General features: G+C 59.9%; 13 protein-coding genes. 4 read left to right on the top strand and 9 right to left on the bottom strand.

What is annotated here, in order from left to right; translation table 11 throughout:
* Positions 1 to 19: 19 nt before the first annotated feature.
* The 3 genes from ubiB to ubiE are packed head-to-tail and all read right to left on the bottom strand — an operon-like array spanning position 20 to position 3,029.
* Entirely contained in the window at positions 20 to 1,639 is a 1,620-nt protein-coding gene (gene ubiB / locus OYW20_RS02640; RefSeq protein ID WP_268799188.1) for a ubiquinone biosynthesis regulatory protein kinase UbiB, read from the bottom strand.
* Entirely contained in the window at positions 1,636 to 2,259 is a 624-nt protein-coding gene (locus OYW20_RS02645) for a ubiquinone biosynthesis accessory factor UbiJ (RefSeq protein WP_268799189.1), read from the bottom strand. Before OYW20_RS02645 ends, ubiB begins: the two co-directional genes overlap by 4 nt.
* Positions 2,259 to 3,029 (bottom strand): bifunctional demethylmenaquinone methyltransferase/2-methoxy-6-polyprenyl-1,4-benzoquinol methylase UbiE, encoded by a 771-nt coding sequence (gene ubiE / locus OYW20_RS02650; RefSeq protein WP_268801022.1) that lies wholly within the window; start codon positions 3,027 to 3,029, stop codon positions 2,259 to 2,261. The genes OYW20_RS02645 and ubiE overlap by 1 nt, the downstream gene beginning before the upstream one ends.
* 143 nt (positions 3,030 to 3,172) lie before the next feature.
* Between ubiE and OYW20_RS02655 the strand changes: the two genes are divergently transcribed.
* Positions 3,173 to 3,451 (top strand): polyhydroxyalkanoic acid system family protein, encoded by a 279-nt coding sequence (locus tag OYW20_RS02655; RefSeq protein ID WP_268799190.1) that lies wholly within the window; start codon positions 3,173 to 3,175, stop codon positions 3,449 to 3,451.
* Between the two features lie 112 nt (positions 3,452 to 3,563).
* Here OYW20_RS02655 and OYW20_RS02660 read toward each other — a convergent pair whose 3' ends face one another.
* The 6 genes from OYW20_RS02660 to OYW20_RS02685 form a co-directional block, all read right to left on the bottom strand.
* Positions 3,564 to 3,941 carry a DUF971 domain-containing protein gene (locus tag OYW20_RS02660; protein WP_268799191.1) on the bottom strand — a complete coding sequence of 126 codons (378 nt, stop codon included), beginning with the start codon at positions 3,939 to 3,941 and terminating at the stop codon, positions 3,564 to 3,566.
* A gap of 104 nt (positions 3,942 to 4,045) precedes the next feature.
* A complete protein-coding gene (gene hslU / locus OYW20_RS02665) occupies positions 4,046 to 5,377 on the bottom strand; it encodes an ATP-dependent protease ATPase subunit HslU (protein WP_268799192.1) in 1,332 nt (443 codons plus the stop codon).
* Between the two features lie 69 nt (positions 5,378 to 5,446).
* The gene (gene hslV, locus OYW20_RS02670; RefSeq protein WP_268799193.1) at positions 5,447 to 5,977 is read right to left on the bottom strand and encodes an ATP-dependent protease subunit HslV; all 531 of its coding nucleotides are present in this window, start codon (positions 5,975 to 5,977) and stop codon (positions 5,447 to 5,449) included.
* Positions 5,978 to 6,428: 451 nt separating this feature from the next.
* On the bottom strand, positions 6,429 to 7,118 hold the full coding sequence (locus OYW20_RS02675; RefSeq protein WP_268799194.1) for an SPOR domain-containing protein: 690 nt from the start codon (positions 7,116 to 7,118) through the stop codon (positions 6,429 to 6,431).
* Position 7,119: 1 nt separating this feature from the next.
* Positions 7,120 to 8,856: an arginine--tRNA ligase gene (gene argS / locus OYW20_RS02680; protein WP_268799195.1), complete on the bottom strand. Its 1,737-nt coding sequence runs from the start codon at positions 8,854 to 8,856 to the stop codon at positions 7,120 to 7,122.
* 224 nt (positions 8,857 to 9,080) lie between these two features.
* A complete protein-coding gene (locus OYW20_RS02685; protein ID WP_268799196.1) occupies positions 9,081 to 11,300 on the bottom strand; it encodes a primosomal protein N' in 2,220 nt (739 codons plus the stop codon).
* A 168-nt stretch (positions 11,301 to 11,468) separates the two neighbouring features.
* On the opposite strand from OYW20_RS02685, the gene rpmE reads away from it, so the two are divergent.
* From rpmE to OYW20_RS02700, 3 genes are all read left to right on the top strand, one after another.
* A complete protein-coding gene (gene rpmE, locus OYW20_RS02690; protein WP_268799197.1) occupies positions 11,469 to 11,699 on the top strand; it encodes a 50S ribosomal protein L31 in 231 nt (76 codons plus the stop codon).
* Positions 11,700 to 11,722: 23 nt separating this feature from the next.
* Entirely contained in the window at positions 11,723 to 12,526 is an 804-nt protein-coding gene (locus OYW20_RS02695) for a thermonuclease family protein (RefSeq protein ID WP_268799198.1), read from the top strand.
* A gap of 180 nt (positions 12,527 to 12,706) precedes the next feature.
* Positions 12,707 to 13,975 (top strand): malic enzyme-like NAD(P)-binding protein, encoded by a 1,269-nt coding sequence (locus tag OYW20_RS02700; RefSeq protein ID WP_268799199.1) that lies wholly within the window; start codon positions 12,707 to 12,709, stop codon positions 13,973 to 13,975.
* Positions 13,976 to 14,010: the final 35 nt, after the last annotated feature.

Genomic DNA, 14,010 nt, shown 5'->3' on the forward strand with positions numbered 1-14,010 from the left:
CAGCGGCCTGCGCCCATGGCTATCGGCGAACGACCAGATACAGACCTGCCACCAGCATGATCCAGGTTGGCAGCGCGTTCATCGCCGCCCAGTCCGCTCCCGATTGCACATGCGCCGACGCCAGTACTGCACCGCCCGCCAGCAGCGCAGCGCCAATCAGTCGCAACGCCCAATGATCGCCGCGATCACGCCAGGGCGGGGGTGGATCCTTGCGGTGCGGCTGCGACATGCGTTCAAGCAGGTCACGGGTCATGCCGGCCAGATGCGGGATCTGCTCGACTTGGGATTGCAGGTTGCCAAGCAGCGTCTTGGGGCTGACGCGTTCGCGCATCCAGCGCTCCAGAAACGGCTGCGCGGTGGTCCACAAATCCAGCTCCGGGTACAACTGACGCCCGAGGCCCTCGATGTTCAGCAGGGTTTTTTGCAGCAGTACCAGTTGCGGCTGGACTTCCATGTTGAAGCGCCGGGCCGTCTGGAACAGACGCATCAATACTTGTCCGAAGGAGATGTCCTTGAGCGGCTTTTCGAAAATGGGTTCGCAGACCGTGCGGATTGCGGCCTCGAATTCATTGAGTTTGGTTTCTGCCGGCACCCAGCCCGAGTCGATGTGCAGCTGCGCAACGCGACGGTAATCACGCTTGAAGAACGCAAACAGGTTGCGCGCCAGATAGTCCTGGTCTTCGGGTGTCAGGCTGCCGACGATGCCGCAGTCGATGGCAATGTACTGTGGGCTCCAGGGCTTCACGGTGCTGACGAAAATGTTGCCGGGATGCATGTCAGCGTGAAAGAAACTGTCGCGAAACACTTGGGTGAAGAACAGCTCGACGCCGCGCTCGGCGAGCATCTTCATGTCGGTACGCTGATCGGCGAGAGTGGCCAGATCCGTGACCTGAACGCCGTATATGCGCTCCATCACCAGTACTTTAGGCCGGCACCAGTCCCAATAGACCTGAGGCACATAGAGCATCTCCGAGCCTTCGAAGTTGCGGCGTAACTGGCTGGAGTTGGCCGCCTCACGCAACAGGTCGAGTTCGTCGTAGATGGTCTTCTCGTAATCGCTGACCACGTCCACCGGATGCAGCAAGCGGGCGTCGGCAGACATGCGCTCGGCGATGCGCGCAAGAATGAACAGCCACGCCAGGTCTGAACCGATGATCGCCTTGAGGCCCGGACGCACGACCTTGACCACCACTTCTTCGCCCGTCTTCAGCTGCGCGGCATGCACCTGCGCCACCGACGCCGAGGCCAGCGGCTTAACGTCAAAACGGCTGAATACCTGACTGATCTTCGCGCCCAACTGAGACTCGATGAGGTCAATTGCCTTTTGCGATTCGAACGGTGGCACACGGTCTTGCAGGCCCATCAGCTCATCGGCGATGTCCTCGGGCAACAAGTCGCGGCGGGTTGAGAGCAATTGCCCGAACTTGATGAAGATCGGCCCTAGGTCCTGCAACGCCAAGCGCAAACGTGCGCCGCGCGTGAGTTCGCTCTTGCGGCGTGGCAGCCAGCGCCACGGCAGTACGAAGCGCACGGCCAGCATCCACCACGGCAGGGGCAGGGCGAAAAGCAAGTCATCGAGGCGGTATCGGATTACGACGCGCTGGATGCGAAACAGACGGCGGACGGCAAGCAGGCTCATGCGTTATCGCTGGATTTGAGGGAGTGGGCGAGGCGTTCGAAGCGGGCTTCGAGGCGGTCGAGGTCTTGTTTTGCCTGGTCTAGTTCGGCAAAGCGGGCTTCTGCTTCGCGCTTGCCGACCAGAGCGCGCGATTCCTCGCTCAGGTACTCGGCGAGGTTGTGGCTCAGGCTTGAGGCGGTGTCGCGGGTCCAACTGGCGCCGCTGCGCAGATGAGCGCCAATCAGCGGGCTGGCAACAGGCCCGAGCCAGCGCGACAGCTCGTATTCCCAGTCCAGGTCCAGGTCTTGAAGTACGCCAACCAGGTCGAGCAAGACGCCGCTTTCGCCGTCCAGCTCAACGTCCGGGCCGTGTAGCACAGCGGTTTTGTCCTTGCTCAGCGCCAGGCGCGCCAGGCTCGCAGCCGGTGCCCGCAGCGTGCAATCGGCGCCCGCATCCCAATGGGAAGCAAGCATCAAGCCTTCGTCGCTCGGCAGAATGAACACGTGAAAAACCGGGCTGGTGCATTCGACGGCGATGACTTTACCGCTCAGCCGGTCAAGGCGCGGCAGCGCGGTGCTGTCCAGACGCAGCACGCGGTTGATGCCGTGTTCGGCACTTGCAAGCAGGCCGCGGACCAGCATCAGGGCTTGATGCCACGGTGCAGGGCGACGATGCCAGAAGTCATGTTGTGGTAGGTCACTCGGTCGAAACCGGCTTTTACCATCATCGCCTTGAGGGTTTCCTGATCCGGGTGCATGCGGATCGATTCAGCCAGGTAGCGGTAGCTTTCGGAATCATTGGTGATCAACTTGCCGGCCAGCGGCATGAACGCGAAGGAGTACGCGTCGTAGATCTTGGACATAACCGGATTGGTCGGTTTGGAAAACTCAAGCACCAGCAAGCGGCCACCCGGTTTGAGAACGCGCAGCATCGAGGCGATGGCGTCCTCTTTGTGAGTGACGTTGCGCAGGCCGAACGCGATGGTCACGCAGTCGAAGTAGTTATCGGGGAAGGGCAGTTTTTCGGCGTCGGCCTGGACAAAGCTCATGTTGCCGGCCACGCCACGGTCCAGCAGGCGGTCACGACCGACGCGCAGCATGGATTCGTTGATATCGGCGAGGACGACTTCGCCGGTCGGGCCGACGAGGTGTGAAAACTTCTTCGCCAGATCGCCCGTGCCACCGGCTATATCGAGTACGCGATTACCGACGCGCACGCCGGACAGCTCGATGGTGAAGCGCTTCCACAGGCGATGCATGCCACCTGAAAGCACGTCGTTCATCAGGTCATACTTGGCTGCAACGGAGTGAAAAACCTCGGCGACTTTGTCAGCCTTCTGGCTTTCAGGCACGTTTTTGTAGCCGAAGTGGGTGGTGGGTTCGGCATCGCTGCCTTTGCGCGGATCATTCATATCGCTGTCACCGGAATAAAGTGCGGCCATTCTAATCGCCGGGGCTGGCTTTGTCTTGACAAGGCTTGCCGCCAACAGTTTCTTCGCTGCGACCCGCTGTTATAGTGCGCCGACGATTTACCCCTTGATGAAGGAGTCTTTGAATGTCCCGTATTACCGTCGAACGCGCTCATTCCCTGGGCAAGGAGAAAGCCCGGGAAAAGGCTGAGGTCATGCTGCAAAAGCTGTCGGACAAGTATGGCATCGCCCACGAGTGGGCCGGCGACACCGTCGAGCTGGAAGGCAAGGGTGCGAAAGGCACTGTGGATGTTGAGGACGATCTGGTGCGCGTCAATATCGAGCTGAATTTCTTCCTGTCCGCCATGAGCGGTTCGATCAAGTCAGAAGTCGAGAAGCAGCTGGATAAAGTGCTGACCGCTTGATCGACGCATTCCCTGTAGGGGCGAACTTGTTCGCGAAGCGTAATAGCTGACACGGCGCGTCCACCTTTTCGCCAACAAGTTGGCTCCGATTGGCGCTCGCCGCCCGCTCCGCTCATAACATCAGTTTGATGACCTGCTCTGAAGGGTCCCGGGTTTTGCCAGCGGCCTTCAACTCGGCGAGATAATCGTCCCACAGTGCCTCTTGGCGTTGCGCCAGTTGATAGAGGTAATCCCACGTGAACAATCCGCTGTCATGACCGTCATCGAAGGTTAGTTTCAGCGCGTACTGACCGGCCGGTTCGACCTTGATCAGGCCAACTCCCAACTTGCCGAACTGCAGAATCGGATTACCGTGCCCTTGCACCTCAGCCGAAGGCGAGTGCACGCGCAGAAGCTCGGCGGGCAGATGATACTCCTCGCCCTCGCCGTATTTCAGCGTGAGGGTTTTGGAGGCTTTGTGCAGCTGGATGGCGGTGGGGAGTTTGGTCATGGGGGAGAGTCTCAAGCTACAAGCTACAAGCTACAAGCTACAAGCGAACGGCATCTGCTTCTGCTTGGAGCTTGAGGCTTGAGGCTTGCAGCTTATAGCTGCTGTCAGAGGATGTACCTGGACAAATCTTCATCCGCCGCCAGTTCGCCCAAGTGGCTATTGACGTATTCGGCGTCGATCTTGATGGTCTCGGCACCCTGCGCGCTGGCAAGGTCTCCGGCGCTGAAAGACACCTCTTCCAGAAGACGCTCGAGCAGCGTGTGCAGCCGACGAGCCCCGATGTTTTCGGTCTTCTCGTTGACCTGCCAGGCAATCTCCGCCAGACGCTTGATGCCTTCAGGCAAGAACTCGATGTTCAGGCCTTCGGTCTTCAGCAACTCGCGATATTGCTCAGTCAGCGACGCGTGTGGCTCGCTGAGAATGCGCTCGAAGTCCTGCGGGCTCAGTGCCTTGAGCTCGACCCGGATCGGCAGACGACCTTGCAGTTCAGGCACCAGATCGCTCGGCTTGCTCAGGTGGAACGCGCCTGAAGCAATGAACAGAATGTGGTCAGTCTTGACCATGCCCAGCTTGGTGTTGACCGTGCAGCCTTCGATCAGCGGCAGCAAATCGCGCTGCACGCCCTCACGCGAAACGTCAGCGCCGCCAACATTGCCTCGCTTGGCGACTTTGTCGATCTCGTCGATGAACACGATGCCATGCTGCTCGACTGCCTCAAGCGCCTGGGCTTTGAGTTCTTCATCGTTGACCAGACGGCCTGCTTCTTCGTCGCGGACCATCTTCAGCGCGTCTTTGACTTTCAGCTTGCGGCTTTTCTTTTTGCCTTTGCCCATGTTGGCAAACAGGCTTTGCAGCTGGTTGGTCATCTCTTCCATGCCTGGCGGCGCAGAAATATCGACGCCGCTCATTTCAGCCACTTCGATTTCGATTTCCTTGTCGTCCAGTTGACCTTCGCGCAGGCGCTTGCGGAACAGCTGACGAGTGTTGGTATCACTGGGTGACGCTTCGTCCTGGAAACCGCGAGCCGGTGGTAGCAGCGCATCGAGGATGCGATCTTCGGCGGCGTCTTCGGCGCGATGACGGACTTTGACCATTTCCTGTTCGCGCAGCAGCTTCATGGCGGCGTCAGCGAGGTCGCGAATGATCGACTCAACGTCGCGGCCGACGTAGCCGACTTCGGTGAACTTGGTTGCTTCAACCTTGATGAACGGCGCGTTGGCAAGCTTGGCCAGGCGACGGGCGATTTCGGTTTTACCGACGCCGGTCGGGCCGATCATCAGGATGTTCTTGGGGGTGACTTCGACGCGCAGCTCTTCAGGCAGCTGCATCCGGCGCCAGCGATTACGCAGCGCGATGGCGACGGCGCGTTTGGCATCGTCCTGGCCGATGATATGGCGATTGAGTTCGTGGACGATTTCACGGGGAGTCATGGACATGATTTTCAACGGTCCTCTGGTTCGAACAGGCTCGGCAGGCCGCGATTGAACGCAGCCATTGCCAAGCGCTTATTCGGCGAGGTCCTGCTCCTCAATGGTGATGTTGTGGTTGGTGAATACGCAGATGTCGCCAGCGATGTGCAGCGCGGTTTCGGCGATTTCGCGGGCGGACAGTTCGGTCTTCAGCAGCAGGGCGCGCGCGGCGGCCTGGGCGAATGCACCGCCGGAACCCATGGCGATCAACCCGTCTTCAGGCTCAACCACGTCGCCGTTGCCGGTGATGATCAACGAAGCGTCTTTGTTGGCGACGGCGAGCATGGCTTCCAGGCGACTCAGCGAACGGTCGGTGCGCCATTCTTTGGCGAGTTCGACGGCGGCACGAATCAGATGGCCCTGGTGTTTTTCGAGCTGACCTTCAAAGCGCTCGAACAAGGTGAAAGCGTCGGCAGTGGCGCCGGCGAACCCGGCGATCACTTCTCCGTGGTACAGGCGGCGGACTTTCTTGGCGTTGCCTTTCATGACGGTGTTGCCGAGGGAAACCTGGCCGTCACCCGCCATGACGACTTTGCCGTGGCGGCGCACTGAAACGATGGTGGTCAAGGGGAGAGTCTCCACGCTGCGGGGCGAAAATGCCCTGATGCAAACTCATATGGGGGTGGGGGCGGGTTTTTCAACTGCGAGGGGGAATGAGGGATGAGCGGTTGTGACCTGCCTAGTTACGCTTCCGCCGCAGGCGTAGAAGTCTGGCTTGCCGACGATCTGGCGCGCAGCGGCAGTAAATCCTCTAACCGTAAAACTTCAGGTTAATCGTGGTGACGGGTATTACGACCGGTTCCCGGTTGATCGTCAGCAAGCTGGACTCCCACGCCCTCCGGGCAGAATCAGGAGAAAGCAAATGCGGCGTGCCGAGAGGCAATGAGGAATGAATGGTGGGGCAGTGCGCGGAGGTTCTGTAGGAGCGAATTTATTCGCGAAGCGGTTTGTCAGACTCCAGTGGAGTTGGATGGGCCGACGTGCGCGCGAATGAACTCGCTCCTACAGTTACTGGTTTTTAGCGGCTCTGGCGCTGTTGCAGCAGCAGGTTGCTGAAACCGCCGCTTGCCAGTTGTTTCTGGGCAGTGGTCAGTTGTTCGCGGTTGCTGAACGGGCCGACCAATACGCGGTACCAAGTCTCGTCCTTCACCGTGCCGGACTCAACCGTCGAGGTCTGTCCAAGCAGAATGATCTGCGCTCGTACCTTGTCCGCATCAGCCTGTTTGCGGAACGAGCCCGCCTGCAGGAAGAATGTCGTCACAGGTGCCGGTTTGGCCACGGGCGGCGCTGGCGGAGGCGTCAGGCCACTGAGTGCGGCCTGAGCGCGCGCGGTGTCGATCTTCGCTGCCTGCTCCGGTGAGACCGGCGTGGATGGCGCAACGACGGGTGGTGGCGTCTTTTCAGGCACCGCTTCGTTGGGCACGATTACTTCGGATTCGGGCAGCAGCGTATAGAAGTCGTACTTGGGCTTGACCGGCGCCGTAGGGCTTGGCGGCGTCTTGTTCGCTTCGGCTATCTTCGCGGCCTTGGCATCAGCCTTCACGCGCTTGATGTCGTCGCCACCGGGTTCGAGCTTCATCAGGAAAACGACGAAGGCGCCAACCGTCAGGCCAATCGCCATCCACAACCATCCCGGAATCGGCTTCTTGGCGGGTGCTTGATAACGGCTGGCGCCGCGCTTGGGAGCAGGTTTCTTTTTGGCAGCCAACTTACATACGCTCCAGAGTTTCCAGACCCAAGAGTTCCAGGCCTTGCTTGAGGGTGCGGCCGGTCAGGGCCGCGAGGCGCAGACGACTTTGCTGTTGCTCGGGGTTTTCAGCGCCGAGGATCGGGCAATTCTCGTAGAAGCTGGAGAACAGGCCCGCAAGATCGTAAAGATAGGCACACAGCACGTGCGGGGTGCCTTTCTCGGCGACGTTGTTCAGGGTTTCGCCGAACTGCGCCAGGCGCGCCGCGAGCTCCTGTTCCTGCGGTGCATCGAGAATGATCTGACCTTTGCTTTCATCGAAAGGCGTGCCGAGTTTGCGGAACACGCCGACCACGCGGGTGTATGCGTAAAGCAGATAAGGCGCGGTGTTGCCTTCAAAGCTGAGCATCTGGTCGAAGTTGAAGCTGTAGTCGCTGGCGCGGTGCTTGGATAGATCCGCGTACTTCACGGCGCTGATGCCCACGGCTTTGGCGATGCTGCGCAGTTCGTCTTCGGCGACTTCCGGGTTTTTCTCTTTGACCAGGGCGTAAGCGCGCTCCTCGGCTTCGTCGAGCAGATCGACCAGCTTCACGGTGCCGCCATCGCGGGTCTTGAACGGTCGGCCATCGGCGCCGTTCATCGTGCCGAAGCCCATGTGCTCCATTTGCATGCCGTTGCTCACGAAGCCTGCGCGGCGTGCGACTTCAAACACCTGCTGGAAATGCAGGGCCTGACGCTGATCGACGAAGTACAAGACGCGATCGGCTTTCAATGCGTTGCTGCGATAGCGGATGGCAGCCAGGTCAGTGGTGGCGTACAGGTAGCCGCCGCCGGCCTTTTGCACAATCACGGGCAGCGGCGTGTCTTCGGCTGTTCTGAATTCTTCGAGGAATACGCACTGAGCGCCGTTGCTCTCGACCAGCAAGCCGGTTTTCTTCAGGTCGGCAACCACATTGGCCAGGTCATCGTTGTAAGCGCTTTCGCCCATCACGTCTTTGGGCGTGAGTTTGACGTTGAGGCGCTCGTAGACTTCCTGGCAGTGCGACAGGGAAATATCCTTGAACCGGGTCCACAGGCTCAGGCATTCGGCGTCACCGGCTTGCAGCTTGACCACAAGGCCGCGTGCTCGCTCTGCGAACTCCACGGACTCGTCAAAACGGCCTTTGGCAGCGCGGTAGAAGTTTTCAAGGTCCGACAGTTCGTCGCTGGTAGCAGGGGTTTCCTGAAGATAGGCCAGCAGCATGCCAAATTGGGTGCCCCAATCGCCGACGTGGTTCTGACGAATCACGGTGTCACCCAGGAATTCCAATACGTTGGCGACGCCGTCGCCAATGATCGTTGAACGCAAATGGCCAACGTGCATTTCTTTGGCGAGATTGGGTGCGGACAGATCGACGACGACGCGCTGGGCCGGGCTGGCTCTGCGCACCGACAGCGTTGCATCGGCAAGCGCGGTGTCCAGTCGAGTGGCGAGCGCTTGGGTATTCTGGAAGAAGTTGAGGAAACCAGGGCCTGCGATTTCGACTTTGGTGATTTGCTCGTCGGCAGGCAGCGCAGTAATGAGCTTCTCGGCCAGATCACGAGGTTTCATGCCCGCAGGCTTGGCCAGCATCATGGCGATGTTGCTGGCGAAATCGCCGTTTTTCTTGTCTCGGGCGTTCTCCACCTGAATCGCTGGCGTCAGTCCTTCCGGCAAAACGCCATCAAGGACGAGTTGACTAAGGGCCTGTTGAATCAGCTGGCGAATGGTGTCTTTCATGATGCTCTCTTCGACCGCAAGCGCGGCAGCGCCTGGATGCGCGGGTGGAAAAACTGGGCATTATCCGTTTCCGGAGCCGCCTTGCCAACCGCATTGGATGCGCGGTTGGGCGTACGGTATCAATTGCAGGAGTGCGCTTGCCCGCGATAGCGGTGTGTCAGCCACCAGAAATAGTGAATGTGACGACGCATTCGCGGGCAAGCGCGCTCCTACAGATTTTTCGTTTAATACAAATCCACGGGGTCCACGTCCAGAGACCACCTGACTTGCCTGCCGCTGGGCATGTTTTCCAGCGCCAGCATCCACGTTGCCAGCAATTTGTGCAGCGGCGCCCGCGCATTGGCCTGGACCAGTAACTGTGCACGGTAGCGACCGGCTCGACGTTCCATGGGCGCTGGCACCGGGCCCAGCAGTTCGATGCCGCCCAGCTTCATGTCTGCCAGCAGTTGCTCCGCGTGGGTGCAGGCTTCGTCGAGAAACTCTTCGGCCTGATTGGGTTTGTGCGCTTCGGCCCGCAAAAGCGCCAAGTGGGAAAAGGGCGGTAGCCCCGCAGCCCGACGCTCGCTCAAAGCTTGCTCCGCGAAAGCGAAATACCCTTGTTCCGTCAGCTGAATCAGCAAGGGATGTTCAGCCAGATGCGTCTGGATAATTACCCGGCCTGGCTCTTCGGCGCGTCCCGCCCGTCCCGCGACCTGAACGATCAACTGCGCCATGCGTTCGCTGGCGCGGAAGTCGCCGGAAAACAACCCGCCGTCTGCATCGAGAATCGACACCAGTGTCACGCGAGGAAAGTGATGCCCTTTGGCGAGCATTTGCGTGCCGACCAAAATGCACGGGTTGCCCTTTTGAATGGTGGTGAACAGTTGGTTCATCGCGTCCTTTCGCGATGTGCTGTCGCGGTCGACGCGCAACACCGGATAGTCCGGAAACAAGATCGCCAGCCGTTCCTCAGCGCGTTCGGTGCCTGCGCCAACGGGACGCAAATCGACCTTGCCGCACGACGGGCAATTACGCGGCACACGTTCAACATGGCCGCAGTGGTGGCAGCGCAGCTCGCCTGAACGTTGATGCACGGTCATGCGCGCATCACAGCGGGTGCATTCCGACAGCCAGCCGCAGTCATGGCAGAGCAGCGTGGGCGCAAAGCCGCGACGGTTGAGAAACACCAGTACCTGTTGGCCTGCCGCCAGGGTTTGTCCGATGGCTTGCTGCATCGGCCCGGAAATTCCGCTGTCCAGTGGACGGCTTTTTACGTCCAGGCGCAGGAAGCGTGGTTGTTGTGCACCACCGGCCCGCTGATTCAGTCGCAAGAGCGCATAACGGCCGGTGTAGGCGTTATGCAGGCTCTCCAGCGAGGGAGTCGCCGAGCCCAGTACGATGGGGATATCTTCCTGGCGCGCCCGCACCAGCGCCAGATCCCGCGCGTGATAGCGCAGGCCTTCCTGCTGTTTATAGGAGCCGTCGTGCTCTTCGTCGATGATGATCAGCCCCGGGTTTTTCATCGGCGTGAACAGGGCGGATCGCGTACCGATAATGATGTCCGCCTCGCCGTCGCGCGCCGCAAGCCACGCGTCGAGACGGTCGCGATCATTGACCGCCGAATGGACCAGCGCGATGCGTGCGTTGAAGCGCTGTTCAAAGCGCGCCAGGGTCTGAGGGCCGAGGTTGATCTCGGGGATCAGCACAAGCGCCTGCTTGCCCGCTTCGAGGGTCTCGCGGATCAGTTGCAAATAGACTTCGGTTTTGCCGCTGCCAGTGACGCCCGCCAGTAATGAGGCATGAAAGCCGCCGAAGCCTGCGCGAATCGCTTCATACGCTGCACGCTGCTCGGGGTTTAGCGGGAGTTCCGGTTGCGCCAGCCAATGTTCATGGCGTTCCACCGGCTTGTGGCAGCGCACCTCGACCTGCACCAACTCTTTGGCCAGCAGCAGATTGAGGCTTTCGCGGTTGAGCATCAGCTTGCTCAGCAGTTGATGGGCCACGCCGTGCGGGTGTTGCGCCAGCGTGGTCAGCGCTTCCTTCTGCCGAGGTGCGCGGGCGATGCGCGGATCATCGACGCTGGCGTTGGGCGCGATCTGCCAGAACCGCTCCTGGCGTGACTCTGCCGGCTCCCCTTGACGCAACAGCACCGGCAACGCCCAGCTCAACGTGTCACCCAGGCTGTGCTGGTAATACTGCGCCGTCCACAAACACAGCTTGAACAGCGCAGGCGGCAGCGGCGCTTCGCCGTCCAGCACCGCAATTGCGTGCCTTAGCTTGTCGGCCGGGACGTCACTCTGGTCGGCAACTTCCACCAGAATGCCGATCATTTCTCTGCGCCCAAACGGCACTCTCACACGCATGCCGGGCTGCAGGTCGCTGCCTGCCACGCCAGCGGGTGCCAGATAGTCGAACAGGCGGCGCAATGGCGAGGGCAGGGCGAGGCGCAGAATGGCGTCGGGCACGCGGAGGGTTTCCTGTTACGGAGTATGACGAAGGGCGCGATCTTAGCAGACGACCGGTGTGAACGTCGGCTTGCGTGGTTTGCAATGTCTGGTACTATGCGCGGCCTAATTCCGTGCGGTATTCAACAATAGTGTTGGGTGGCGGCACGCTAGCCTGAGGAAGTATCCATGAAAGCTGATATCCATCCAGTTTACGAAGCCATTGACGCAACCTGCAGCTGCGGCAATGTCATCAAAACCCGTTCCACACTGGCCAAGCCTTTGAGCCTGGACGTGTGCAACGAGTGCCACCCGTTCTACACCGGCAAGCAAAAGACTCTGGACATCGGCGGTCGTGTCGACAAGTTCAAGTCGCGTTTCGGTGCGTTCGGCGCAACCAAAGCTCCTGCTGCAGAGTAAGGTTGGTCGTTCTGGGGTTTCCAATGGGTTTCTCCAGGCTGCTTAAAAAGGCGTCCCTCACGGGCGCCTTTTTTATGTCCGCGATTTGGCTGCCTGCCGCCAGCGCGCTTTGCCCGGCGCCGGCCTCGCTGCCGACAGCGCAAGTACAGCGCGTGGTGGATGGCGATACGTTGCGTCTGGTTGACGGGCGCAGCGTACGGATGATCGGCATCAACACGCCGGAAACCGGCAAGAAGGGTCAAACTTCCCAGCCGTTTGCCGATGCTGCCAAGCGGCGCCTGCAAGCGCTGGTCGATCAGGGCGACGGCCAGGTCAGTGTGCGGGTGGGCGAGCAAGCCACAGATCATTACGGGCGCACGCTCGCGAACGTATTTGGCCGCGACGGTGCCAATCTTGAGGCTCAGTTGTTGGCCGAAGGCCTAGGGTTTCTGGTTGCAGTCTCGCCCAATGTTGCGCTCGTCGATTGCCAGCAGTCGGCTGAGCAAGTAGCCCGCCGCGCCGGGCTTGGGCTGTGGCGCAACGCCCAGGTGCAATCGCCTGATCAGATCGCCACCGGCGGTTTTGCACTGATCTCGGGGCGGGTCACCGATGTGCAGCGCAATAAAGGCGGAACCTGGATCGAATTTGGCGACGCCCTCGTGTTGCGCATTGCGCCCGAGCTTGCCAGCCAATTCGATAACGCCATGCTTGCACGGCTCAAAGGCCAGCAGGTTGAAGTCCGCGGCTGGGTGGTCGACCGCTCAAGGCGTGGCGGTCTCAGGCCGGGTCAGCCGCGATGGATGATGCCTATTACTCATCCAGTCATGCTGAATACAATTTCTCGATAAATCGTATACATCGCTCGCTTCATATTGTGAGCAAGCCAGTCCGCGTAGCTCGCGGCTCTACGCTGAAAGTCGTATATTCCGGAGCTTGACACGAGTGACTCGCCAGTCTTGTTAGGACTTTCTGACTTGCGTATGCTCCTCGGTCCGTCTGTCCAACAGCAAAAAAGCGGAATGCCCCCCATGTCAGATTTGAAAACTGCCGCTCTCGAATACCACGCCCTTCCTCGTCCGGGGAAGCTGAGCGTCGAACTCACCAAAGCCACCGCGACCGCACGCGATCTGTCGTTGGCTTACAGCCCGGGTGTTGCCGAGCCGGTCCGCGAAATCGCTCGTGACCCTGAACTGGCCTACAAATACACCGGCAAGGGAAATCTGGTTGCGGTCATCTCCGACGGCACTGCTATTCTCGGCCTGGGCAACCTCGGCCCGTTGGCTTCCAAACCTGTCATGGAAGGCAAGGGCGTGCTGTTCAAGCGCTTTGCCGGCATCGACGTATTCGACATCGAAGTCGACTCCGAAAGCCCACAAGCCTTCATCGACACCGTCAAGCGGATCTCCATCACTTTCGGCGGTATCAACCTGGAAGACATCAAGGCACCTGAGTGCTTTGAGATCGAAAAAGCCCTGATCGAGCAGTGCGACATTCCTGTGTTCCACGATGACCAGCACGGCACCGCGATTGTTACTGCGGCCGGCATGATCAACGCACTTGAAATCGCCGGTAAAAACCTGGAGTCGGCAAAGATCGTCTGCCTGGGCGCTGGCGCTGCTGCCATCTCCTGCATGAAGTTGCTGGTGAGCATGGGGGCGAAGATCGAAAACATCTTCATGGTCGACCGCAGTGGTGTGGTTCATGACGGTCGCACCGACCTGAACCAGTACAAGGCTCAGTTCGCGCATTCGACCGAAAAACGCACATTGGCTGATGCCCTTGATGGCGCTGACGTGTTCGTGGGCCTGTCGGGCCCTAACCTGTTGAGCGCTGATGGCCTCAAGTCCATGGCTGCCAACCCGATCGTGTTTGCCTGCTCGAACCCTGATCCGGAAATCTCCCCGGAACTGGCGCACGCTACCCGTAACGACGTGATCATGGCGACCGGTCGCTCGGACTACCCGAACCAGGTCAACAACGTATTGGGCTTCCCGTTCATTTTCCGTGGTGCACTGGACGTTCGTGCCAAGCGCATTAACGAAGAAATGAAGATCGCCGCCGCTAACGCCCTGCGCGAACTGGCGAAGCTGCCGGTGCCTCAGGAAGTCTGCGACGCCTATGGTGGCATCAAGCTGGAGTTCGGTCGTGAGTACATCATTCCGAAGCCCATGGACAGCCGCCTGCTGGGCCTGATCTCCGATGCCGTCGCCAAGGCTGCTATCAAGACCGGCGTGGCAACCCTGCCTTATCCGAAGCACTACCCGCTCAATAGCGTGGATGAAGTGTTCAACGGCTAAAAAGCAGTTGCCCATAAAAAACCCAGCCTTGCGCT

Origin of the sequence: Pseudomonas sp. BSw22131 (assembly GCF_026810445.1) — a bacterium.
Classification (GTDB): Bacteria; Pseudomonadota; Gammaproteobacteria; order Pseudomonadales; family Pseudomonadaceae; genus Aquipseudomonas; species Aquipseudomonas huanghezhanensis.

Bases quoted from the DNA above. Each gene is read 5' to 3' on its own strand.
- ubiB (WP_268799188.1), bottom strand. From the start codon at position 1,639: ATGAGCCTGCTTGCCGTCCGCCGTCTGTTTCGCATCCAGCGCGTCGTA.
- OYW20_RS02645 (WP_268799189.1), bottom strand. From the start codon at position 2,259: ATGCTGGTCCGCGGCCTGCTTGCAAGTGCCGAACACGGCATCAACCGC.
- ubiE (WP_268801022.1), bottom strand. From the start codon at position 3,029: ATGAATGATCCGCGCAAAGGCAGCGATGCCGAACCCACCACCCACTTC.
- OYW20_RS02655 (WP_268799190.1), top strand. From the start codon at position 3,173: ATGTCCCGTATTACCGTCGAACGCGCTCATTCCCTGGGCAAGGAGAAA.
- OYW20_RS02660 (WP_268799191.1), bottom strand. From the start codon at position 3,941: ATGACCAAACTCCCCACCGCCATCCAGCTGCACAAAGCCTCCAAAACC.
- hslU (WP_268799192.1), bottom strand. From the start codon at position 5,377: ATGTCCATGACTCCCCGTGAAATCGTCCACGAACTCAATCGCCATATC.
- argS (WP_268799195.1), bottom strand. From the start codon at position 8,856: ATGAAAGACACCATTCGCCAGCTGATTCAACAGGCCCTTAGTCAACTC.
- rpmE (WP_268799197.1), top strand. From the start codon at position 11,469: ATGAAAGCTGATATCCATCCAGTTTACGAAGCCATTGACGCAACCTGC.
- OYW20_RS02695 (WP_268799198.1), top strand. From the start codon at position 11,723: ATGGGTTTCTCCAGGCTGCTTAAAAAGGCGTCCCTCACGGGCGCCTTT.
- OYW20_RS02700 (WP_268799199.1), top strand. From the start codon at position 12,707: ATGTCAGATTTGAAAACTGCCGCTCTCGAATACCACGCCCTTCCTCGT.